At 61.1% G+C, this 22,884-nt stretch carries 22 protein-coding genes, 1 other RNA gene and 2 pseudogenes; 17 read left to right on the top strand and 8 right to left on the bottom strand.

Going from position 1 to position 22,884, the window contains the following annotated elements:
- Positions 1–65: 65 nt before the first annotated feature.
- Positions 66–518 carry an Lrp/AsnC family transcriptional regulator gene (locus AC04PT_RS14050; RefSeq protein WP_482874343.1) on the bottom strand — a complete coding sequence of 151 codons (453 nt, stop codon included), beginning with the start codon at positions 516–518 and terminating at the stop codon, positions 66–68.
- Positions 519–638: 120 nt separating this feature from the next.
- Here AC04PT_RS14050 and AC04PT_RS14045 point away from each other — a divergent pair, with 120 nt between their 5' ends.
- Both AC04PT_RS14045 and AC04PT_RS14040 read left to right on the top strand, forming a co-directional pair.
- Positions 639–1,685: a Leu/Phe/Val dehydrogenase gene (locus AC04PT_RS14045; protein WP_482874342.1), complete on the top strand. Its 1,047-nt coding sequence runs from the start codon at positions 639–641 to the stop codon at positions 1,683–1,685.
- Positions 1,686–1,793: 108 nt separating this feature from the next.
- Complete coding sequence (locus AC04PT_RS14040) at positions 1,794–2,537, top strand: 1-(5-phosphoribosyl)-5-[(5-phosphoribosylamino)methylideneamino]imidazole-4-carboxamide isomerase (protein ID WP_482874341.1); 744 nt, start codon at positions 1,794–1,796, stop codon at positions 2,535–2,537.
- A gap of 48 nt (positions 2,538–2,585) precedes the next feature.
- Here AC04PT_RS14040 and AC04PT_RS14035 read toward each other — a convergent pair whose 3' ends face one another.
- Positions 2,586–3,278 (bottom strand): metal-dependent hydrolase, encoded by a 693-nt coding sequence (locus AC04PT_RS14035; RefSeq protein WP_482874340.1) that lies wholly within the window; start codon positions 3,276–3,278, stop codon positions 2,586–2,588.
- A 191-nt stretch (positions 3,279–3,469) separates the two neighbouring features.
- On the opposite strand from AC04PT_RS14035, the gene gatC reads away from it, so the two are divergent.
- The 6 genes from gatC (at position 3,470) to rpmG (ending at position 7,587) form a co-directional block, all read left to right on the top strand.
- A complete protein-coding gene (gatC, locus tag AC04PT_RS14030; RefSeq protein WP_482874339.1) occupies positions 3,470–3,757 on the top strand; it encodes an Asp-tRNA(Asn)/Glu-tRNA(Gln) amidotransferase subunit GatC in 288 nt (95 codons plus the stop codon).
- Positions 3,757–5,244, top strand: coding sequence for an Asp-tRNA(Asn)/Glu-tRNA(Gln) amidotransferase subunit GatA (gatA, locus tag AC04PT_RS14025; RefSeq protein WP_482874338.1), 1,488 nt, complete (start codon positions 3,757–3,759; stop codon positions 5,242–5,244). The genes gatC and gatA overlap by 1 nt, the downstream gene beginning before the upstream one ends.
- A gap of 34 nt (positions 5,245–5,278) precedes the next feature.
- The gene (locus tag AC04PT_RS14020) at positions 5,279–5,944 is read left to right on the top strand and encodes a hypothetical protein (RefSeq protein WP_482874337.1); all 666 of its coding nucleotides are present in this window, start codon (positions 5,279–5,281) and stop codon (positions 5,942–5,944) included.
- Positions 5,945–6,019: 75 nt separating this feature from the next.
- A complete protein-coding gene (locus AC04PT_RS14015; protein WP_482874474.1) occupies positions 6,020–6,646 on the top strand; it encodes an N-acetylmuramoyl-L-alanine amidase in 627 nt (208 codons plus the stop codon).
- An 11-nt stretch (positions 6,647–6,657) separates the two neighbouring features.
- Positions 6,658–7,052: RNase P RNA component class A (gene rnpB, locus AC04PT_RS14010), an RNA gene on the top strand.
- A 367-nt stretch (positions 7,053–7,419) separates the two neighbouring features.
- Positions 7,420–7,587: a 50S ribosomal protein L33 gene (rpmG, locus tag AC04PT_RS14005; protein ID WP_089276079.1), complete on the top strand. Its 168-nt coding sequence runs from the start codon at positions 7,420–7,422 to the stop codon at positions 7,585–7,587.
- Positions 7,588–7,647: 60 nt separating this feature from the next.
- Here rpmG and AC04PT_RS14000 read toward each other — a convergent pair whose 3' ends face one another.
- The 3 genes from AC04PT_RS14000 to AC04PT_RS13990 form a co-directional block, all read right to left on the bottom strand.
- Positions 7,648–8,142, bottom strand: a complete 495-nt coding sequence (locus AC04PT_RS14000; protein WP_482874336.1) for a hypothetical protein — start codon at positions 8,140–8,142, stop codon at positions 7,648–7,650.
- A 38-nt stretch (positions 8,143–8,180) separates the two neighbouring features.
- The gene (locus tag AC04PT_RS13995) at positions 8,181–8,921 is read right to left on the bottom strand and encodes a Bax inhibitor-1/YccA family protein (protein ID WP_482874335.1); all 741 of its coding nucleotides are present in this window, start codon (positions 8,919–8,921) and stop codon (positions 8,181–8,183) included.
- A gap of 131 nt (positions 8,922–9,052) precedes the next feature.
- Positions 9,053–9,274, bottom strand: coding sequence for a DUF1127 domain-containing protein (locus tag AC04PT_RS13990; protein ID WP_482874334.1), 222 nt, complete (start codon positions 9,272–9,274; stop codon positions 9,053–9,055).
- A 208-nt stretch (positions 9,275–9,482) separates the two neighbouring features.
- On the opposite strand from AC04PT_RS13990, the gene AC04PT_RS13985 reads away from it, so the two are divergent.
- The gene (locus tag AC04PT_RS13985) at positions 9,483–10,334 is read left to right on the top strand and encodes a LysR family transcriptional regulator (protein ID WP_482874333.1); all 852 of its coding nucleotides are present in this window, start codon (positions 9,483–9,485) and stop codon (positions 10,332–10,334) included.
- Positions 10,335–10,560: 226 nt separating this feature from the next.
- Positions 10,561–10,848: a hypothetical protein gene (locus AC04PT_RS13980; RefSeq protein WP_482874332.1), complete on the top strand. Its 288-nt coding sequence runs from the start codon at positions 10,561–10,563 to the stop codon at positions 10,846–10,848.
- A gap of 77 nt (positions 10,849–10,925) precedes the next feature.
- Here the strand turns inward: AC04PT_RS13980 and AC04PT_RS13975 are convergent, their stop codons facing one another.
- Positions 10,926–11,393: an aminoacyl-tRNA deacylase gene (locus AC04PT_RS13975; protein WP_482874331.1), complete on the bottom strand. Its 468-nt coding sequence runs from the start codon at positions 11,391–11,393 to the stop codon at positions 10,926–10,928.
- A gap of 236 nt (positions 11,394–11,629) precedes the next feature.
- On the opposite strand from AC04PT_RS13975, the gene AC04PT_RS13970 reads away from it, so the two are divergent.
- Positions 11,630–11,899 (top strand): GlsB/YeaQ/YmgE family stress response membrane protein, encoded by a 270-nt coding sequence (locus tag AC04PT_RS13970; RefSeq protein ID WP_482874330.1) that lies wholly within the window; start codon positions 11,630–11,632, stop codon positions 11,897–11,899.
- A gap of 91 nt (positions 11,900–11,990) precedes the next feature.
- Complete coding sequence (locus tag AC04PT_RS13965; RefSeq protein ID WP_482874329.1) at positions 11,991–12,278, top strand: aspartate aminotransferase; 288 nt, start codon at positions 11,991–11,993, stop codon at positions 12,276–12,278.
- A gap of 3 nt (positions 12,279–12,281) precedes the next feature.
- On the opposite strand, the gene uvrB is transcribed toward AC04PT_RS13965, so the two are convergent.
- Positions 12,282–14,477, bottom strand: coding sequence for an excinuclease ABC subunit UvrB (gene uvrB / locus AC04PT_RS13960; RefSeq protein ID WP_482874327.1), 2,196 nt, complete (start codon positions 14,475–14,477; stop codon positions 12,282–12,284).
- Positions 14,478–14,964: 487 nt separating this feature from the next.
- On the opposite strand from uvrB, the gene AC04PT_RS13955 reads away from it, so the two are divergent.
- Together AC04PT_RS13955 and AC04PT_RS13950 are read left to right on the top strand one after the other, a co-directional pair.
- The gene (locus AC04PT_RS13955) at positions 14,965–15,276 is read left to right on the top strand and encodes an ETC complex I subunit (protein WP_482874325.1); all 312 of its coding nucleotides are present in this window, start codon (positions 14,965–14,967) and stop codon (positions 15,274–15,276) included.
- 177 nt (positions 15,277–15,453) lie between these two features.
- Entirely contained in the window at positions 15,454–16,065 is a 612-nt protein-coding gene (locus AC04PT_RS13950; protein ID WP_482874323.1) for an alpha/beta family hydrolase, read from the top strand.
- Positions 16,066–16,205: 140 nt separating this feature from the next.
- Here the strand turns inward: AC04PT_RS13950 and AC04PT_RS13945 are convergent, their stop codons facing one another.
- Positions 16,206–17,033, bottom strand: a complete 828-nt coding sequence (locus AC04PT_RS13945) for a class I SAM-dependent methyltransferase (protein ID WP_482874321.1) — start codon at positions 17,031–17,033, stop codon at positions 16,206–16,208.
- Positions 17,034–18,866: 1,833 nt separating this feature from the next.
- On the opposite strand from AC04PT_RS13945, the gene AC04PT_RS13940 reads away from it, so the two are divergent.
- The 3 genes and pseudogenes from AC04PT_RS13940 to AC04PT_RS13930 form a co-directional block, all read left to right on the top strand.
- Complete coding sequence (locus AC04PT_RS13940; protein WP_482874319.1) at positions 18,867–21,551, top strand: calcium-binding protein; 2,685 nt, start codon at positions 18,867–18,869, stop codon at positions 21,549–21,551.
- Positions 21,552–22,052: 501 nt separating this feature from the next.
- A pseudogene (locus AC04PT_RS13935) lies at positions 22,053–22,192 on the top strand (IS5/IS1182 family transposase); the annotation flags it as partial.
- Between the two features lie 51 nt (positions 22,193–22,243).
- Positions 22,244–22,771, top strand: a pseudogene (locus tag AC04PT_RS13930) (IS3 family transposase); the annotation flags it as partial.
- Positions 22,772–22,884: the final 113 nt, after the last annotated feature.

The raw sequence follows: 22,884 nt of genomic DNA, 5'->3' as shown, positions 1-22,884 counted from the left end.
CCTGCGGCCTTTCCGCCGCGCGAGGGTCCAGCCGGGAACGTCCGCTGCAAGCCAACAGCGACCAGTTACATCGGCAGTGTATCCCGGCGGATCATTGTCCTCAGCGCGAAGCTGGATCGCATGTTGCGGATGCCCGGAACCTGCATCAGCCCCTCTTCGAGGAACCGGTCAAAGCCGCTCAGGTCCTTCGCCACCACCCGGAGCAGCACGTCGCGGGTGCCGGTCATCAGGTAGCATTCCATGACCTCGTCGAAACGGCGCAGCGCGGTTTCAAAGGCGTTCAGGGCGTCGCGGGACTGGTGTTCCAGTTCGACGAAGATGAAGGCGTTGAGCGGCAGGCCGAGCTTCTCCTGATCGACCCGGGCGGAATAGCCGGTGATCACGCCTTCGGATTCGAGCCGGGCAATGCGGCGGGCCAGCGGGGTTGGGGAGAGGCCGATCTTTTCGGACAGTTCGGCCAGTTTCTGGCGGCCGTCCTTCTGCAGGGCGCGGATGATCTTTGAGTCGAGTGCGTCCATTTGCCAAATCCCCCGGTGGTTTTGGCGATAATCTCCAAGATTTCGGGGTTGGGCAATCCAATTTGGGCATTTTTGGCGTGGGTGAGCGCATATCCTTGTATCAACAGGAGGAGTCTCACCATGCTGACACGTATCGATTGCACCACCCACGAGGAAGTTTACCGCGTCACCGACCGCGACAGCGGGCTCGAAGGGGTCATCGCGGTGCATTCGACCCAGGCCGGGCCTGCCGCCGGCGGGCTGCGGATGCGGCGCTATGCCGGTTTTGACGAGGCGCTGGCCGACGTGCTCGCCCTGTCGCGCGGCATGACCTACAAGAATGCCGCGGCCGGGCTGCCTCTGGGCGGCGGCAAGGCGGTGATCCTGGGCGATCCGCGCACCGAGAAGACCGAGGCCAAGCTGCGCGCCATGGGCCGGGCTGTCGCCGAACTGAATGGCCGCTACTGGACCGCCGAAGACATGGGCATGACGCCGGCGGACCTGAAGGTGCTGGCGGGCGAGGCCGATTACGTCGCCGGTCTGGCGGACGGGCCCTTTGCCAGCGGCGATCCCTCGCCGATCACCGCACAGGGCGTGTTCAACGCGATGAAGATCGGCGCCGAGCGGCGGTTCGGGTCGTCCGACCTGAGCGGCATGCGCGTTGCAGTGCAGGGGCTGGGGCATGTGGGCTGGTATCTCTGCCAATATCTGCACGGCGCCGGCGCCAAGCTGATCGTGGCCGATACCGTGGCATCGACGGTCGAGCAGGCGCAAACCGAGTTCGGCGCCGAGGTCGCAAGCCCCGCCGATATCCACCGCGTCGAGGCTGACATCTTTGCGCCCTGCGCCATCGGCGGCATTCTCAACCCGGCGAGCGTGCCGGAACTGACCGCCAAGCTGGTCTGCGGCGCGGCCAACAACCAGCTGTCGGCGGACGAGGTCGGCGACATGCTGCAGGCGCGCGGCATCCTCTATCTGCCGGACTACGTGGCCAACGGCGGCGGCATCATCAACGCCGCGACCGAGATCCTGCGGATCGAGGACCGTGAAAGCTTTGTCGCCGAGCGTTTGGCGCAGCTCGAGGCGACCATGCGCGGGATTCTCGATGCGGCGGCGCGGCAGAAGCTGAGCCCGGCGCATGTGGCCGACGAAACCGTCGAACAGGCGATGCTGCGCAAGGCAAGCTGACGACAAGGTGGCCTCGGGTCGCCGGCGGCGTGAGAAATGCCGCTGGCGTACCTTCGCGACTCATCGCGCTCAAGTCATGCTATGCTGACGCATGACAGGGAGGGTCCCATGCAATTATATCCGACGATCGAACTGCAGAACGGCCGACCGGTGAGCCTGCATCGCGGCCGGCTGGAAGAGCCGCAGCCCTGGGACGTCGATCCGGTCGAGAAGGTGCGCGCGTTTGCGCATGCCGGGGCGAGTTGGGTTCATGTGACCGATCTGGATGCGGTTGACGGCAAGCCGGCCCAGGACGACCTGCTGCGCGACATCATCCGCGCGGCGGAGGTGCCGGTGCAGGTGGGCGGCGGTGTCAGGTCGCGCGAACGGATCGAGCATCTGGTCGACATGGGTGCGGGGCGCGTCGTGCTGGGGACGGTGGCGCTCAGCGCGCCGGATTTCGTCAAGCAGGCGGCGAAGTATCACCCCGATCAGATCGTGCTGGCCGTGGACGTTTGGCAGGGCAAGGTCATGAGCCACGGTTGGCGGCACTCCTCGACCTACGGACCGCGCGATTTCATCGACTGGTTCCGCGAGGATCCGCTGGCGGCCATTATCGTGACCGATATCGACAGCGACCTTGACGCATCGGAAGCCTCGCTAGCGCTGGTCAGCGACCTTGCGGGGCACTCGCCGCATCCGGTGATCGCCAGCGGGCTGGTGCGGACGCTGGATGACGTGGCGCGGCTGAAGTACGTGCGCAACGTGTCGGGCGCACTGGTCGGGCGCGCGCTGTTCAACGAGACCATAGACCTGGACGAAGCGCTGGAGCTGGCGGGGCGTCCGCTGGAAGAGGTTGCGGAGTTCCTCTGACCGGACTGCTGCGGCGGGATGGGGGCCGAGACCCCATCCCGCCGTCAGTCACAATTCGATCGCTTCAAGGACTTCGGGCTCGATGACATCGACGCCGGGAAGGCCGTCCTTCAGCGCCTCTGCCGATTGTTCCAGCACCGGGAAGGTCCTGTAGTGACAGGGGATCACGGTCTTGAAATCGAAATATTTCTTCGCCGCCCAGGCCGCCGCCTTCATGTCCATGGTGAAATGTCCGCCGGCCGAGAGGATGCCGACATCGGGCCGGTGGTATTCGCCCATCCATGCCATATCGGCCATGATCGTGGTGTCACCCGACAGGTAGATGGTCCTGCCCTCGGCCTCGATCATGTAGCCGACTTCGCTGCCGGCCGCCTGCGGTCCGGTGTCCGATGCGAAGGAATTGGAATGCGAAGCCGGGACCATGGTCAGGCTGACATCGCCCGCCGTGACGGTGCCGCCCTTGTTGAAGCCGGTGGTTTCGATGTTCTCGTGCTCGGCCCAGTGGGACATGATGTCGTACTGGCCAATGACCGGGATGTTCAGCTTGCGGGCTAGGCTCAGGACATCGGCCACATGATCGAAGTGGCAATGGGTCAGCAGGATGTGGGTGGCGCCATCGGTGGCGGTGTCGTGCTGGTCTTCGCTGAGCATCGGGTTGCCGGTGAGCCAGGGGTCGATGAGGAGTGTTGTCTCGCCGGTCTCGAGGCGGAACGAGCCGTGGCCGAGCCAGATCAGGTGCATGTGCGTGTCTCCTGTTACGGTTGCAAGAAGGGTAGCAGGATCGGGCCCTTGGTCCAGACGAGAGTGTGGGAGTGAGGGGCCAGCCCCTCACACTCCCCGGAGTTTAAGGGCAAGATGAAAAAGCGGGTGGTTGCGGGCGGCGGGCGGGGGCGGTAAAGCGCTAGCCGGACCTGACAGATCGGGAGTGACCCATGTCGATTGACCAAGGCACCGCCGCCAAGGTGGCGAAACTGGCCCGCATCCGCGTGGATGACGACCACCTGCCGGCGCTGGCAGAGGAATTCAACACCATCCTCGGCTTCATCGAGCAGCTGAACGAGGTGGACGTGGAGGGCGTGGCGCCCATGGTCTCGGTCACGCCGATGCGGCTGAAGCGGCGGCAGGACGGGGTGACCGATGGCAACCAGCAGGACAAGGTGCTGGCCAATGCGCCCGATGCGCGGGAAGGATTCTTTGCGGTGCCGAAGGTGGTTGAGTGATGGCTGAGTTGAACGGAATGAAGATCGCCGAGGCGCGCGATGCGCTGCGCAAGGGCGATGTGACCAGCGTCGAACTGACCGAGGCCTGTCTGTCGGCCATCGAGGGTGCGGGGGTGCTGAACGCGGTGGTGCACAAGACGCCGGAGATTGCGCGGGCGCAGGCCGAGGCTGCGGACAAGCGGATCAAGGCGGGCGATGCGCCGGACATGTGCGGAATTCCGCTGGGCATCAAGGATCTGTTCTGCACCAAGGGCGTGGCCAGCCAGGCGGCATCGAAGATCCTCGACGGGTTCAAGCCGGAGTACGAAAGCACCGTCACGCGGCAGCTGTTCGAAAGCGGCGCGGTGATGCTGGGCAAGCTCAACATGGACGAGTTCGCCATGGGGTCGTCGAACGAGACCTCGACCTATGGCAATGCGGTCAATCCCTGGCGCCGTGGCAACGACGAGGCGGCGCTGACGCCGGGCGGATCGTCCGGCGGTTCGGCCAGCGCGGTGGCTGCGGATTTGTGCCTGGCGGCGACCGGCACCGACACCGGCGGCTCGATCCGCCAGCCTGCGGCCTTTACCGGGATCACCGGCATCAAGCCGACCTACGGGCGCTGTTCGCGCTGGGGAATCGTGGCCTTTGCCTCGTCGCTCGATCAGGCCGGGCCGATGACCAAGGACGTGCGTGACGCCGCCATCATGCTGCGGGCGATGTGCGGGCACGACCCGATGGACAGCACCTCGGCCGATCTGGCGGTGCCGGACTTCGAGGCCATGCTGACCGGTGACATCAAGGGCAAGAAGATCGGCATTCCACGCGAATACCATATGGACGGCATGCCCGGGGAGATCGATGCGCTCTGGGCCGAAGGCCGCAAGATGATGCAGGACGCAGGTGCCGAGATCGTCGATATCTCGCTGCCGCACACCAAGTACGCCTTGCCCGCCTACTACGTGATCGCGCCGGCCGAGGCGTCGTCGAACCTCGCACGCTATGACGGGGTGCGCTACGGGCGCCGCGCTGCGCTGAGCCAGGGCGACGGCATCACCGAAATGTACGAAAAGACCCGCGCCGAGGGCTTCGGAGACGAGGTCAAGCGGCGGGTGATGATCGGGACCTACGTGCTGTCCGCCGGGTTCTACGATGCCTACTACAATCGTGCCCGCAAGGTCCGGACGCTGATCAAGAAGGACTTCGAGGATGTCTTCGCGCAGGGGATCGACGCGATCCTGACGCCGGCGACGCCATCGGCGGCCTTCGGGCTGGGCGAGATGACGGATGCCGACCCGGTGCAGATGTACCTGAACGACGTCTTCACGGTGACGGTGAACCTGGCCGGGCTGCCGGGCATTTCGGTGCCGGCCGGGGTTGACCGTCAGGGGCTGCCCCTGGGTCTGCAACTGATCGGACGGCCGTGGGAAGAGGGTGACCTGCTGAATTGCGCCTATGCGCTGGAGCAGGCCGCGGGGTTTGTTTCCAAGCCCGCGAAATGGTGGTAAGCCCACCGCAAAAGAGCAGGTGCGAGGCCGACAAGTGATACGGGTTTTACTGACAGCTGCTACGCTGGGCGCACTGGCGGCCTGTTCGCCGCAAGTGCCGGACAGTGGCGCGGGCGTGGGATTCGACCGGGTGGACCGCGACCGGATTGCGCGGGCCGAGCGTGACGCGCAACTGGAAGGCGCGGCGCCTGTTACGACCACGACGCTGGACGCCAATGCCGCCGTCGAGGCGCGGGCCGCGAATTCGGGCGTGTCGCCGATCGAGGCCAGCCCGAACAACCCGCCGCCGCAGGCTGTCACGGACAGCGCCGGGCTGAGCCGCGAGCAGGACTTTCAGGCGGTTTCGGGACAGCGCGACATCGACGACGACGCCGCGCGCATCCGCGCCGCGCAGTCGCAGTACCGGATCATCCAGCCGACCGAGCTGCCGACCCGCACCGGCGACAACCGGCCCAACATCGTGGCCTATGCGCTGAAGACCGACAATCCGCTGGGCGTACAGGTCTACAAGCGGTCGTCGTTCAACACCCAGGCGAAACACCAGCGCAACTGCGCCGCCTATCCCAGCCCGGACCTCGCGCAGGAGGACTTCCTTGCCGAGGGCGGGCCGCAGAAGGACCGCAAGGCGCTGGATCCGGATGGCGACGGTTTCGCCTGTGCCTGGGATCCGCGGCCGTTCCGCCGGGTGGCGGGCAACTGAGCCTTGCGCGACCCGCAGGCGCTTTGGCATCCGTCGCCGAACTTCACGGCCCGGCGGGAGGGGGCGCTACCCGACATGGTGGTGTTGCATTACACCGCGATTGCCGAAACCGGGCCGGCGCGGGATCACCTGTGTGATCCGGGCTCCGAGGTTTCGGCGCATTACCTGATCTCAACCCGCGGCCACCTGATCCAGATGGTCGACGAGGATGAGCGGGCATGGCACGCCGGGGCAGGGCGCTGGGGCGCGGTCGAGGATGTCAATTCGCGTTCTATCGGGATCGAGATCACCAACAGTGGCGAGCAGCCGTTTTCGGAGCCGCAGATGGCCTGTCTAGAGGCCCTGCTGCGCCGGGTAATCGACCGGCATTCGATCCCGGCGCATCGGGTGATCGGACATTCCGACATGGCACCGGGGCGCAAGTGCGATCCGGGTCGCAGGTTCGATTGGCGGAGGCTGGCCTTGCGGGGGCTGAGTATCTGGCCAGAGCCTGCACACGGCGGCATGGCGGATATGGCGCGCTTCCGCGCCTTGGCGGCGCAGGCCGGCTATACCGCCGATGTGTCCGACGACGAGGTTCTGGACGCGGTGCGTCAGAGGTTCCGGCCCTGGGGTTGCGGGCCGCTGCACACGGCGGATATGGCCATTGCCGCCGATCTTGCCGCGCGCTTTCCCGTTGACGGGGCAGCCAGCAGCGCCTAACTGCCCCTTGCGCGGAAGGCTGGATGGCCGCGGGGGTTCGCCCCCGAGGAAAGTCCGGACTCCCTGAAGCAACGGTGCCGGGTAACGCCCGGGCGGGGCAACCCGACGGATCAGCGCCACAGAGAACAGACCGCCCCTGTCCGCAGGGGTCAGGGTGAAACGGTGGGGTAAGAGCCCACCGGGGGGCTGGCAACAGCGCCCGCATGGCAAGCCCCACCGGGAGCAATGCCAAATAGGGGCCTCGCGCGCGGCTGATTCCTTCGGGAATATCGGCGCAGGGACGCTTCAGCCCGAGAGGCCCGGGTTGGCAGCTTGAGGCGTGCAGGCAACTGTGCGTCCAGAGGAATGGTCATCGGCGCCGGAGAACCCGGCGTCACAGAATCCGGCTTACAGGCCTTCCGCGCGTCATCTCTCACAGCAGGGCCAGAAGGGCTCGGAGCGGACTTTTCCGGCTGGACGCCCTGCGCGCACTTGATGCCGCAAGCCGATGCGCAATCGCAGACTGACCCGCGCACCAGTCCAAGGCTCTTCGGAAGCTGAGGCACAAAGCGTCCTGTTCTTACATTGCGACGCCACCCCGAGGATGGCGATTGCGCGGCTTGGCGATTGGCCGCATTGGGGGACAGTGCGTCAGATCATGCACCCTTGTCGCGGTGTCCGGCGGAACTTGCAGCAAAACCGCTTGACTCGCCGTCCTATGCGGGTAGAAGGCGACGTTCATAAGGATTACGAGCGCGCGACGGCCAAGGCCCGCGCCACGCAGGAGACGAGAAATGGCGAAGCCGACCACCATCAAGATCCGCCTGAATTCGACCGCGGGCACCGGCCACTTCTATGTGACCAAGAAGAACGCACGCACCATGACCGAGAAGATGTCGATCAAGAAATACGACCCGGTTGTGCGCAAGCATGTCGAATACAAGGAAGGCAAGATCAAGTAAGCGATCCTGCCAGCCGGAAACGGTAAGCGCCGCGCGGCCCCGGGCCTGCGCGGCGTTTTTTCATGGCCTGAAGGCGTTGCCACATTCGGTAACGATGCGGGCGTCTTTCAGGATAGCGGCCTGCCAGGTCTCGGGATCGGTCACCGGCACCAGCGTACCACGCAGGGTGATGCGCTTGGCCTCGTCCATGAGCGTGTCGACCAGCGCCTCGGCCAGCAGCACCTGCAGGCTGGCGATGTGATCGGCGCTGCCGCAGAACGGGCAGAGGCCTTCGTCGGCCACCAGCATCAACTCTTCGATGACATTGCCCGGCAGGCGCGGCGTCGCGTAGCTGGTGATCTTCAGCTCGATTTCGGCGGGGCTGTAGCAGACCACGAGCCAGCCGTCCGCGTCCGGCGCCAGCCGCCAGGGGCGATCGACAATAGCGCGGCGGGGCAGCCCCGGCACCTGCTTAAGCGCCGTCGCCTGCAGGGCGCGTCTCGCCCGGGTGTGGCTGGCGGTGCGCCAGCGCAGCAGAAGCCGGCGATGTGGCCCGGAATCGAAAGGGCCGGTCACGAGGACCGGCCCTTCCATGTCAGGACATGGCGCCCTGATTATTCCCGATTGCCCATCAGCTGGAGCAGGAACATGAACATATTGATGAAGTCCAGGTAGAGGTTCAACGCGCCCATGATCGCCGCCTTGCCCAGCCACTCGGTATCGCCGTGGTGGGCGTGGGCGAGATAGGTGTTCTTGATGTTCTGCGTGTCGTAGGCCGTCAAACCGGCGAAGATCAGCACGCCCAGGATCGAGATCGCGAACATGATTGCTGCCGATTGCAGGAAGATGTTGACGATCATCGCTACGATCAGGCCGATCACGCCCATGATCAGGAAGGCGCCCCACCCGGAGATGTCCTTCTTGGTGGTGTAGCCGTAAAGGCTAAGTCCCGCGAAGGCGATCGAGGTGATCAGGAAGACCTGAGCGATCGAGAAGCCGGTAAAGGCCACGAAGATCCAGCTGAGCGACAGGCCCATCACCGCGGCGAAGGCGAAGAAGAACACCTGTGCGCCTGCGGCCGAGAGCTTGTTGATCATCGCGCCGAAGGCGAAGACCATGATCAGCGGCGCAAACATGACGATCCAGCCAAGGATATTCGGCTGAAGCGTCGCGGGGTCACGGAACACCGACAGAAGCTGCGGGCTCGTGCCGACCGCCCATGCCACCGCGAAGGTGATGAGCATGCCGATCGACATGGTCCCGTAGACCTTGTTCATGTGGGCGCGAAGGCCCTCGTCAATCTGGGCGGCGCGGGCGCCAGCCGCAGACGTCCGGATTGTGTTGTAGTCAGCCATCTAGTTCCTCCGACAAAAGTTCCGGGGCCGCGCGAGATGCGGGCCGTCCCGTCAAATATCGGCTGAACGGCCCGGTTTTTCAAGATGGTCTGCACCTGTCAGAGGCGTCTCTTGTCGCTTTTCGGTGCCGATCAGCGTCGCCAGTGGCCGGGGGCGTCCCATGGGGCGCGGCCAGCCTCTTCATTCGCGGCGTCGCGGGAGACGCCGATATCGTCCAGCAGGCGATCGTCGAGACGCGCCAGCGCCAGTCGTTGGCGGTGAAGGGCGATCAATCGGGAAAGGGTCCGGACGATGCCATGACGCGGTGCGGTGCGGGCGGGCGCATGTGCGGTGCGGAGGATGGGAAGGGCCATGTCGGGTCTCCAATCTGTAGGTTCGGACGGACCGGGCTCGCATCTTCTTCGTCGAGGCTCCTGGATCCGCCGGATATGGGTCTGCCGAAGTTCTGGTCTTGACTTCATGCTTCGGCGTGATCTCATCAGTAGGCTTGATATATACGACCGTGACGGGCATAATGAAAACGAATGTTCATGATGTGATCTATCACAAGGGGTAATGCAAATGCGCAATCTGGATGTGACCGTGCTGCGCAGCTTCGTGGCCGTTGCGCAGACCGGCGGCGTGACGCGGGCCGCCGGGTTCTTGAACCTCACGCAATCGGCGGTATCGATGCAGCTGAAGCGGCTGGAAGAGATGCTGGGGCTGGAGCTGCTTGACCGGACGGCGCGGCGCATCGCCCTGACCGGGGCGGGCGAGCAGCTTCTGGGCTATGCCCGCCGCATGGTCGAGTTGAACGACGAGGCCTTCGCGCGGCTTACCGATCAAGAGTTTTCCGGTGAGATCACGCTGGGAGTACCATATGACATCGTCTACCCGGTGGTTCCGCGGGTGTTACAACGGTTCGCCTCCGAGATGCCGCGTGTGCGGGTGCATCTGATCACCGGCAACACGCTGTCGCTGAAAGACGATTTCGCGCGCGGTGCGGTCGATCTGATCCTGACCACGGAAAGCGAGGTCGACAGCGGCGGTGAGACCCTGACCGAGATCGCGCTGCGCTGGGTCGGCGCGCCGGAGGGACAGGCGTGGCGTCAGCGGCCGCTGCAGCTGGCACAGGCGAAAGTCTGTGCCTTCCGGGCTGGTATCGTCGAGCGGCTGGAGGCTTCGGGGATCGAGTGGCGCTCGATCGTCGATACCGACAGCGATCGCACGGTGGAAGCGACGGTGAGCGCCGACCTTGCGGTGACCGCCTTGCTGGAGGGCACGGCACCGCGGCAGCTGGCCGAACTGCCGCTGTCCTGCGATCTGCCGGAATTGGGCAGCTACCGTATCAACATCTACCGCAATCGACAATCTGGCGACAAACCCGTTGCGGTGCTGGCGGAGATGATCGAACAGGGCTACGACACGCTTTGAACAGACGCGGGCCATCAACGGCATTGCCCGGATGCGAGGTGCCCGAAACCCTGCGCAGGGACGTCCCGTCTTGGACCTGATACGCCAGTGCTCGAATGGCCGCGTCCTGGCCGCCAGCCCGGGCGTGGCGCGACCTGGGGTTGTGTGATGGCGATTACACGTGACGCAAGGTCAATGTGCTATGGTTCCAGCTTCGGCCATCTGTGGCCGAGGGACAGGAGGCACGATGTACGCGCGTATCACACCCTACAAGATGAAGTCCGGATCACGCGATGCGGCGACGGCGAAACTGAACGAGATGAAGGACCAGATCATGGGCCTTCCCGGCGTCCAGCATTTCCTGAACGTCATGAACGAAGACGGCAGCGGTTATGTGGTGTCGGTGATTTCCGATCAGGCCACGTCGGACGGCAACAGCGATAAGGTCAAGGCAATCTGGGCGCATTTCGCGGAGTTCCTTGAAGAGATGCCTACGCCGAAGGGCTATGACGTCATCGCGGACTGGACACCCTAGGCCCGACGATCCGGACAGGGTGTGCGGGGGCGCAACGCCTGCGCGCACCCCTTTGTCTGCCGCAGTCTGAACTCGGCTCAGTGAATGCAGATCGGCTCGTGCTTGGCGTCCACCATCAGCCGGTCGAAATCGCGGCCCGCCATCTCGACCAGGGTCTTGTGATCGCCGGCCTCGAACCAGACCTTGTCGAGCCCGCTCAGGCTGTTGTCGACGATGGTAGGGACGCCATAGGCGGCGCCCACGCAAGGGGCGGCGCCATGGGCGCAATCGTCGAACACAGCGTCCATGTCGGCCTCGGCGGCCAGTCCGAGGCGGCGATGGGTGAGCGCCTGAAGCGCGTGCAGGTCGACCTGGTGGTTAGAGGGAACGACGGCCAGCATCGGCCCTTCCTCGCGGTGGATCAGCACCGACTTGGCGAGATGGTCACCGGGGACGTGCGCGGCCTCGGCGCATTCGCTGGCGGTTGCGGCAAATTCGTGGTGGACGGTATCGTAGGACAGGCCCGAAGCATCGAGATGGTGTTGCAGGCGTGAGGCGATGGCCATGGCGGTCTCCCTTAACTGGGGAGCGTCCCGGAGGGTTCGGGCGCCGGGGCGCCCCGCTGGTGTCTGAGGGGGGCAGTTTGCGCCTGTTGGGGTGAGTCGGGCAAGGGTGAACGGAAGCGATTGACCGGCGGGGCCGGGCGGGGGAGGGTGTCCGCACCTGCCCTGCAACTGCCGGGGTTCACGATGACGGAGCCTTCGGAGTAAGCTCGGCACAACCATTCGCGAGGTGAGATGACATGGAAGCATTCCTTGACGCGCTGGGCGCGACGGTACTGATCCTTCTGGTCGTGGTGGGGGCCTTGGCGGGGTTCATCGCCGGCAAGGTTTCGGGACGCAACATGCTGCTTTACGTGATCGTCGGGATCGTGGCGGCGGTTGCGACGCCCTTCGTGCTGGCGGCACTGGGCATAGGTGTGCTGGCGGCGGGCGGCGCGCTGGTGATCCTGCTAGTGGCGGCGCTGGGCGCGGTGGCGGTGCTGGCGATCGTGCGGGCGATTGTGAAGTAGGGCTGCGGTCCGGTTCACCTTGCGGGATCGGCGTGAGTGCGCGCGAGCGGCTTAACCGGGTGTTAACCCTGCCGTCGTCATCCTGCACGGCATGTATGACCGGTCCTCACCCCTGTCGCCCGAGACCTGGCTGCGCGATCTCTTTGCCTCGAAAGCCGTGCAGCAGGGTGGCGTGATCCGCCGCAAGGCGCGCGATGTCGAGCGCTTCGTCGGGATGGCCCGGTTCATGGCCGAGATCCAGCGGCGTGGCTACAGCGTGGCCGAGAACTCGGGGCAGATCGTGATCTTCTGCAACAGGGCGCCGGTGCGCTGGCTAACGCCGCCGCATTCTTTTGAAGAATGCGGACCGAAATCTTTCAAAGATTTCGGGGCGCGGTAGGACTTACCGCTTCCGCCGCTTCACATTTCCCCCACGCTGCCCGGGCCGTCCCGCCGTAGACCGCCCCTTGGCCTTGACCGCGGCCTCCGACGCCCGCTCCACCGCCTGTTGCCGGGCCAGTGGGTCGTCGGCGACCGCGAGGTCCACCGCCTCGAGCCGCTTGACTTCGTCGCGTAGGCGCGCGGCCTCCTCAAACTCGAGGTTCTCGGCCGCCTTGCGCATGTCGGCGCGCAGCCCGTCCAGAACCGCCTGCAGGTTAGACCCGGCAAGCCCCTTGTCGACCGTGGCCGTCACGCGGTTCATGTCGACGTCGCCCTTGTAGAGGCCTTGCAACACGTCCTCGACGTTCTTTTTCACCGTCTCGGGCGTGATGCCGTGTTCCTCGTTATAGGCGATCTGCTTGGCGCGGCGGCGGTCGGTCTCGGCCAGCGCGCGCTCCATCGAACCGGTGATGCGGTCGGCGTACATAATGACGCGGCCCTCGGCATTTCGGGCGGCGCGGCCGATGGTCTGGATCAGCGAGGTCTCGGAGCGCAGGAAGCCCTCCTTGTCCGCATCAAGAATAGCGACCAGCCCGCATTCGGGAATATCCAGCCCTTCGCGCAGGAGGTTGATGCCGATCAGCACGTCGAAGGCGCCAAGCCGCAGGTCGCGCAGAATCTCGATGCGTTCGATGGTGTCGATGTCGGAGTGCATGTAGCGGACCTTGATGCCCTGTTCGTGCATGTATTCGGTCAGGTCCTCGGCCATGCGCTTGGTCAGCGTTGTGCAGAGCGTGCGGTAACCGTCGGCGGTAACCTTGCGCACCTCGTCAAGCAGGTCGTCGACCTGCATTTCGACCGGGCGGATCTCGACCATGGGATCGAGCAGGCCGGTGGGGCGGATGACCTGTTCGGTGAAGACGCCGCCGGTCTGTTCCAGCTCCCACGAGGCAGGGGTGGCGGAGACGAACACCGATTGAGGGCGCATGGCATCCCATTCCTCGAACTTCAGCGGGCGGTTGTCCATGCAGGACGGCAGGCGGAATCCGTGTTCGGCCAGGGTGAACTTGCGACGATAGTCTCCCCGGTACATGCCGCCGATCTGCGGCACCGAAACGTGCGATTCATCGGCGAAGACGATGGCGTTGTCGGGGATGAACTCGAACAGGGTGGGGGGCGGCTCGCCCGGGGCGCGGCCGGTCAGGTAGCGGGAATAGTTCTCGATGCCGTTGCAGACGCCGGTTGCTTCGAGCATTTCCAGATCGAAGTTGGTGCGTTGTTCCAGCCGCTGCGCCTCGAGCAGCTTGCCCTCGCCGACCAGCTGGTCGAGCCTTTGGCGCAACTCCTGCTTGATGCCGATGATCGCCTGTTTCATCGTCGGGCGCGGCGTCACGTAGTGCGAGTTCGCGTAGATGCGGATCTGATCGAAGGTGTCGGTCTTCTCGCCGGTCAGCGGGTCGAACTCGGTGATCGCCTCCAACTCTTCGCCGAAGAATGACAGACGCCAGGCGCGGGTGTCGAGGTGGGCGGGCCAGACCTCGACCACGTCGCCGCGCACGCGGAACGAGCCACGGGCAAAACCGGCGTCGTTGCGGCGGTACTGTTGCGCCACGAGGTCGGCCATCACCGCGCGCTGGTCGTATTCGTGCCCTGCCTTCAGGTCCTGCGTCATGGCGCCGTAGGTCTCGACCGAGCCGATGCCGTAGATGCAGGACACCGAGGCCACGATGATCACGTCATCGCGTTCCAGAAGCGCCCGGGTGGCCGAGTGGCGCATCCGGTCGATCTGTTCGTTGATCTGGCTTTCCTTCTCGATATAGGTGTCCGACCGCGCGACATAGGCCTCGGGCTGGTAATAATCGTAGTAGCTGACGAAGTACTCAACCGCGTTGTCGGGGAAAAAGCCCTTGAACTCGCCGTAAAGCTGCGCCGCCAGCGTCTTGTTGGGGGCGAGGATGATGGCAGGGCGCTGGGTTTCCTCGATCACCTTGGCCATGGTGTAGGTCTTGCCGGTGCCGGTCGCGCCCAGCAGCACCTGATCGCGGTCGCCGTCATGCAGGCCTTGGCTGAGCTCGACGATCGCCTTGGGCTGGTCGCCGGCGGGCTTGAATTCGGTCTGCATCACGAAGCGCCGGCCGCCTTCGAGTTTCTCGCGGGTCTTCACGTCCGGGGCAGGGGCGTTCAGGACGGGCATGTGATCGGGGCGGTTGTTGTGCATCAGCGGACTCCTTGCCCCCAATTTGATCGCATTTTGTTCTATTGCAAGGGCGGGCCGGGCGCAAAAGACACCTGCGACCAAAGTCGCGTGATTCTCTTCCTAACCGCTTTGAATGCTTGGGTTTTTCGTCAAGTTGTAAGTCACGCCGCGTTACAAATGAAAAAGTTTTGAGACCGTCCACTGAATTTAATTAAGATATTACAGGGGCTTGCTCGCCAAGTTAAGCTACTTGCCGGTAGGGCGTCGGCGTCGGGCTGCGAAAGTCCGTTGCCATAACACGTCGTTCAAAGTTACTTTTTTCTGGCAAGCAGCAGGCTTGGCTGCCGCGGACGTTGCAACTACCCACCCCTCGCTCCCCGCGACACCGACCGGCAGCCAAGCTGTGCTTGCGAAGACAGCCCCCACATCCCGCCAATGATCACGCAATCGGCTTGTGCCGGTCGGAATTTTTGCCGATAACCGCTGCACCATTCCCGGAGGATCGATCATGCGCGCCCGCATCTACAAACCTGCCCGCAACGCTATGCAATCGGGCGTCGCCAAGACCAGGGACTGGCTGCTGGAATTCGCCCCCGCCGAGCGGCGCGAGGTCGATCCGCTGATGGGCTGGACCTCGTCCTCGGACACGCAGACCCAGGTGCGGATGACCTTCGACAGCAAGGAAGCGGCGCTGGAATACGCCAAGGATCACGACATCGAGGCGGTGGTGATCGAGCCCAAGTCGCGCAAGCACAACATCCGCCAGCGCGGCTACGCCGAGAACTTCGCGGTGGATCGGCGCGCGCCCTGGACGCATTGACGGTGTAAGACATACCTAAGATTTTCCCGTGGGAAGCTGAGTTTTTCCCGGGATCTATATCTGGTATCCGGCAAAGGGTGATTGCCTTTATGTGGTAGGTGGCGAATCCGAGTCTCACCACAGCCGAGTGCATTTGGTCGGGCGCCCCTCGGGCGCCTCTTCTCATCAAGGGGACCCATGGACCTTCTGCTGAATGGCGATGAGCCCGGCCGCACGACCCTTCTGCTGGCCCACGGCGCCGGGTCCGCCATGGACACACCCTGGATGACCACCGTGGCCGAGGCGCTGTCTGAGGCTGGCCTCCGTGTCGCCCGGTTCGAGTTCAGCTACATGGCCGCGCGCCGCACCGGCGGCTCGAAACGCCCGCCCGCCAAGGCCGAGAGCTACGTGCCCGAGTACCTCTCTGCCATCGACGCCCTGTCCTGCGACGGCCCGCTTCTCATCGGCGGCAAGAGTATGGGCGGACGGGTCGCAAGCCTCGCTGCGCAGGACCTCTTCGATGCGGGTCGTGTCACGGGGCTGGTGTGCCTTGGCTTCCCCTTCCACGCCCCGAAGAAGCCCGAGAAGACACGCTACGGCCATCTCGAGGTGATCACCTGCCCAACGCTCATCTGCCAGGGCACGCGCGATCACTTCGGGTCCCGCGAAGAGGTCGACCGGTACCCGCTTTCGCCAGCTGTCGAGGTGTTCTGGTTGGAGGATGGCGACCACGATCTGAAACCGCGTAAACGGCTGACCGGGAGGAGCCTCGACGACCACCTGGCAATGGTGGCCGCGCGGGTGTGCTAATGGAGCGCGACACAGGGATGAGACGAATAGGGCCGTAACGCGCCGGGCACGTCCAGTTGACAATGTTCTATGTACAGACCCGTTGCGGGCGAACCTGCCTTTGACCTGAAGCAGGCAACGACCGCTCTGGCAGACCACCGTCAGGAACGAACAGCCGAAACGACCACAGACGGAGCTGGAACAAGAAAACCCAGTGCCCCCTTGGTCCCTTCTGCCTGGGTCCGCTGCGCCAGATCATTCCGGATGGCAGCCCGCTTCGCAGCGGGTTGTCGGCGGAGCAGCGAAGCGGCGCGCACAGCACCAGCGTCAAAGACATCGAAAAGCGCCTCGGGGCTGGAAACACTCAGCTCAGAGTCGACCTCAACGAGCGTGACGTTGGCAAAACCCGTGTCCTCGACCAATGGCGTGGCAACAGAGATGTCAGCCAGCACATGTGCGTCCGGCCCGTCCGGCAGGGTAATTGTGGGATCGGCAAGCCGATCAACTGCATCGAATAGCCAGCCGAACGAACCGTCCGAGCCCTGACCGTGCCAAATTGAGAACGCGATTGCTCCACCCGGCTTCAATACTCTGGCGGCCTCTTTCAGGCCGCGGAGAGGATCAGGAAAATGGGGCACCCCGAAGCCGATTGTCACGGCATCGAAGCTCGCGTCGGGAAACCCCATGTTCATGGCGTCGCCTTGAAGGAACCGCGCCCCCCGCACTGCATCTCGGGCGAGCGAGATCATGGCTTCCGAGAAATCCAGCCCGGTGACTGTCGCTCCTCTCTCGACGAGCTCTGCTGCGACCACGCCGTGGCCAGTGCATAGATCGAGAACCTCGGCATTCGGTCCCGCGTTTACAGCATCCGCCAGCGTTCGGGCGACACGTCGCGTGGCCATGTCGAAACCATCGGCATAATTCCGTGCAATTGATGGTGTGCCCCACCCATCACGCTCCATCTTCTCGAAATCACGCGTGTCGACCATCTATCGCGCCCTCCACGCCTCGACGATACACTCAACCCCGTCTGGCGCAAAGACGCGTGTCTGCAGGATTGGGCACTGAGCCAACCTCGGATGCAGTGCGGCATCTCCAAGAGCTTGCTAGCTTCGCGGCATCTAGGCGGCGCCTACCAGCCATCAACATTTTGAGTTGCGAATCAACTGGTGCCGCCTGCAGGCCGGGCGGAAAGTGTGAATTCGCTGCACCTGCAAAGCGTGGGCGGGACTTCAAGACAGCTGGCATTCGCCGCAGGCGCGAACACGCTGCACGTGTGTCAATCGGCAGACGATCTTGATCCCCTATCGGCGACCCGAGCCGCGGTAGCTGGTTCCGGTGTTCCAGTTGTTTCGATCCACGCCCCCGCATAGGAGCGACCTCGAGCGAACCGACACCTATCTAAGTGACCCTCGGGTCGATCCACGCCCCCGCATGGGGCGACACACGCGGGCACGGGATAGCGAGCGGGCCAAGGTGTTTTGATTCACGCCCCCGCATTGGGGCGACAGATCGTTATCTGTCAGGTCATCCCCGACTGCTGACTTCGATCCACGCCCATCTACACCGTTACAAATCTTTGCGCCGAGACACGGGGTGTTCTGATACTACTTATATGGGGTCCTTCGCTGTGCAGGCCTTTCCACTAGGTCCATCAGTCGTCCGGTGCGCCCCATGGCCGAGGATACTGGCTGAATCAGTGTTTGCAAAAGGTAGCCAGAGAATCAATCTCCCGCCGGATGAGATCGGATAGTCCCATACGCCTCACGAACTGCGGACGCGAAGAGGTTCGGAACGGGATTGCCGTCGGACGGTGCCTCCATCCAGACTACCGACAAGCCCGGCCACTGCGCAAGGAGCTACGCAGTGACCCCGGGACGCGGCTGAACCACCTGGCGTATGGGCCGCCAACCAAGACACGTCTCCGAGCTATATGAGCACCGTTCGCTGAAGGATAGCGGCTTAGTCAGGGACATAGGGCACGGCGGGGTAGGGCGTACTCACTGGTTAGCAAACAGTCGTCACCAACTTGAAGGCCTTTCAGCAGGACGCCAGTTGCTGGATTTCTTAGACTAGGCTAGAGCGAAAAATAGGACGATCGTGTACAGACAAACGCGCTGTTGACGGACAATTAACCTCGAGCTGCGCTACTAAGCGTGGGCCAAGGCAGGCTCCACTAAACTTATCAAAGAACAACTGGAAAAACTGGAACGAGCGCGCCCTCGACGGACACTTGCCTTCGGGGGCATCGCCTTTCAGCTTCTGCCTTCTTCGCCGTCACCTGTCTCGAGCTGCCACGCGGCTTTCTTGAAACAGTTAAGTTGGACCTTTTCCTCTTCCTTGCGGCAGAGACAGGCCGACAAAAAAAACGCGACTGAAGAACTCCGATATCAGGTCAACGCCGGTTCTTTTGCCTCGCCTTAGCGACAGCTTCATGCATGCATGGCGAAGGCCGAGCGTGCTAAAGAGCCAAGTCGGCGCATTCTTCAATCAAGAAATCTACGACGATCGTTAGAGCCGCGCGGATTGAGAAACATGATCTCAGGGTCAAGCATCACCGAAGCTCACTATTAAAGGGATATATAAAATGCTCCCTCCCTCCAAACATTACGTTGACTTGCGTTTATTAACGATAGGCATTGTCAAAATAGATAGAGGAAGAACAATGCGCATAAGGCAAATCCACAATTTTACCCTATATTGTACTAATAGGTCTAAGCTTTCCAGAAAAACGCCCAATTCTGATCACAAGAATGCACCTGAAATTAAGCAACGCACCTCATATTGCCTAACAGAAAGTTGGCAAAACTGGGGCGCGCACCATGGGAAACATCAATGCAAGAATTGACGCGTATTCTGTGCAGGACCACGTAGTAAGAGACGAATTTTTCGGGGGCAACTTACTTCCTGGTACAAACAAGCCCACATCAGATGATGGCGCCTTCCAAACAGTCACTAGCGAGTTAGGGATTGTAGGAATTCGATTTCCTGCAGGAAAGTCAGATCGACTTTATGAAGACGGACTTTTGAAAAGTGACGGTAGCCTGCCGGACATGCTCGTGGAGTATATGGACTGGGCTGTTGACAACGGCCACAGCATTACATTTACGACGCCAACTAATCCAGAATACACCAATAGCGATAAATTTCCAGAATTTATTGACGAGTTGCTTGCAGAATACGGCGAACACATCACTTGCTTCGAGATCGGCAATGAGTACTACGGGTCCATGAATGAAGTGGAATATGGACAAATAGCCGACGAGCAAATCGTCGTTATTGCGGACGCATTGGGGGGCACCTCATACGATCCAGATATATCTGTTCAAATGGGGCAGCCGTTTGGGAATAGCACATACGCTGGGCAGTTCAACTGGCGCGCAGCCAACCAAGATATTATTGATCAACTTTCCCCCGATGCCAGAGCGCAAATTGACGGGGTGATTGAGCACTATTACTATAACAAAGGCGAGGACAATTTTCATGACCTTCTGGGGCCAGACGGGGAAATTGATGATTTAGTCAACCTAATAAATAAGGACCACGAAATTTGGGAGGCCGAAATCGGCGCGCCGCTGAGCCTGTATGTCACTGAGTGGAATGTTAAAAGCACAAACTATGACGAACTTGGGTTGAAGGCTGCATCGACGATGATTGAGCAAGCGGAGCTCATGCACGAACTCGGTGTCGATGTAGCTCATGCCTGGCCAATCCAGCACAATATCAGTAACGATTTAGGAGGGAACAAAGGTGAGGCTCTAATCAAGGACGAAGAAACCGGCATCGTCTTGAATACTATTCAAGGTGCTGCATTTGATATGATGTCAAGTGCGCTACCAGGCAAGACTTTGATTAAGTCGACGCTGGACCATGATGATGGAACGATCGAGGTGAATACTTATGCATCTGAATCGGAAGTTGTCTTGTATATATCATCACGCTCCCTACAGCTTGAAAATATTGAGCTGGACGTATCTGACCTAATTCCAAACTACACAAGTGCCTCGGCCATCAAGCTCGGATACGATGAGGATTCCTCTGACGGCATGTATTACGACAACAAATTAGGTATGAGAGTAGAGGCTGATTTCGTTATGATAGACGGGAAGAAGCATTTTCTAAACGAGCATGACGTTCGGGCCGAGATTGATTTAATAGATGAAGACGAGTTTCTGTCTGGTGGCATAGTAGAGATGCAGCTGAAGCCTTTCGAAGTGTTGCAGATCTCCTTTTCAGTGCCATCGGGAGAATCGCCCCTGGATGACGCGACCAACGATGCACATTTGGAGATATTTGGAACTCCAGGTGAGGACGACTTTACAGGAAATTCAACCAATGAAGTGATAAGCCTCCTTCAAGGGGACGATTTCGCTGAAATGGGCTTCGGCAACGACACGATTTTTGGCGGTTCAGGAAATGACACTTTGAACGGCCAGGAAGGTGACGATCAAATAAGAGGTGGCGGGCAATTTGACAGAATATCGGGGGGCAAAGGCAATGATCTGCTGATTGGCGGGTATGGCAGAGATACGGTTTTCGGTGGTCGAGGCGACGACAGAATAGTTGATAATGACCAAACTGGGTGGTTTGGCAGTGATCGTTATTTTGGCGAAGGTGGAAATGACACAATTGATGCAGGTGGCGCCGAAGACTTCCTAAGCGGGGGGAGCGGCAATGATTTGCTAAGCGGCGGGCAAGGCGACGATACACTGTTTGGCGATGGTGGTTCCGACATCCTTTCTGGTGGAGCCGGCCGTGATATTTTGAAAGGGGGAGTGGGCGATGACGAGTTGTATGGAGGCTCCGCTTTCGACCAGCTTTTTGGTGGCAGTGGCAACGACACGCTTGCAGGTAGTTTTGGACGTGACACCGTATCTGGAGGAGATGGTAACGATAAAATACTGGACGACTCGCAATCCGGCTTTTATGGAGCAGACACTTTTTGGGGAGGTGCAGGTAGGGACACTATTAACGGTGGCGGCAGCTCCGATTGGCTGGACGGCGGAACGGGCGACGACAAGCTCTATGGTGGAAGTGACCATGACACACTGTACGGTGGACAAGGCTCGGACCGATTGTTTGGTGAACAAGGCGAAGACGTAATGCGGGGGCAATCAGGCTCCGATATCCTACACGGCAACTCAGGGAGCGACTTCCTTAACGGTGGACTCGACGAAGATTCGATCTTTGGCGGCAGCGGTTCTGATACAATTATGGGTGGCGGCGGTAGAGATGAATTATGGGGTAATCACGGCCGGGATGTGTTTAAATTTGAGGAAAGCCAGGGGTCTATCGAAGATCGCATAATGGATTTCGAAGTAGGTAGGGACATGCTTAAAGTAGAAGCTGACGGCGTAAACTCCGTTGCTGATATTTCTTTCTCGGTTGATATCCAGGGCGCTGTTACCTACCTCTTGCTCGGTGGAGATAATGGAGGCATTATCGAACTTGATGGCGTGTTTGACCAACAAGAACTAATGGACAATTCGAATTTTGAGTTCATCTAAGTGATCCGAGGAGCCATTAAAAAATGCGGCCACATTTTCTTCGGGAAAATTTATCCATCAACATGTTACCCACTTAAATTGCTCCATCTTTATAGTCTTCTATTCTAACTAGATTGCTGAGACAGGATCTTCTAGTCAATTTACTTGCTATCTCTAACCTGTTATCTTCAGCTATTTTGCTTTCTGATTCTATCATTATCGCCATCTTTGCGTCAGACAGCAATTCTCTAGCCATTGCAAGACCTCTGAACGTGCAGTAAGCTTCAAGATCTTCGATTAATCGGATTACCCAGTAGTGACGCATATTAGCCCATTCAGTTTGCAATCTGCCGATTTCCTTACATATTAAATATATAGTTATTTAGTTAAACAATCATGAACATCTTACCCAGTTTCGTCGGCTTGACCTCAGGGTAAGGACCTCTTGAATTCCGCGGGGTCGCGTGATTTAGCGACCGAAAACCAAGTGATGAACATATCTGATCTCTATCGGACACGCAGATGGCGCGTCTTGAACCCTGTTTTCCAAGGTTCTGTGGCAGCCACGAGGCGATGACCGACGTATGCTGAGGAAAAATATTTTCATCAATCGCAATAGGTTGCGTTGGCGTGACGTGCCTGAGGAATACGGCCCCCACAAGATTGAACTGCCCTGGCTTGCCCGGAGAGCAAAACTCTCAAAGGCTAGCTTTGCCGAGCGACTGAACCGGCTCTGGGTTTCAGACTTCACGTATGTGCCGACTTGGTCGGGCACCGTCTATGTCGCCTTCGTCATCGACGTTTTCGCGCGACGGATCATCGGGTGGCGCGTCTCGACCTCGATGACGACCCGGTTCGTTCTTGATGCCTTGGAGCAAGCGCTCTGGCAGAGAAAGCCGCTTGGAAGCAAGAGCTTGATCCAACATTCGGGCCGTGGGTCGCAGTATCTATCCATCAGGTATACCGTGCGACTGGCCGACGCCGAGGTGGACCCATCCGTCGGGACGGTCGGAGACTCCTACGATAATGCTCTCGCCGGAAGTGTGATTGGTCTGTTCAAGGCCGAAGCCATCAAGCAGCTCGGGCTCTGGAAGATGATGCAAGACGTCGAGTGAGATACCATGCACTGGGTCGATTGGTACAATCAGAATCGGCTTCTCAGCTCAATCGGCTACATGCTGCCAGCCGAGGCCGAGCGGCGATGCCTTGAACAAATCGAAGCTATGGATAAGGTCGGGTAACGCGTTGAACAAAACGCTCTCCGGGCAAGCCGGGGCGGTTCAACGAGCGATGGTTGTTGAACGTCACGATGTGATTGCGTGAATCCTGCCACACGGCATTCACTGAAGCCACA

Source organism: Litorisediminivivens sp. KMU-197 (assembly GCF_056858395.1).
The sequence above is the reverse complement of the archived record's forward strand: the minus strand, read 5'-3'. Positions and strand labels throughout refer to the sequence as shown.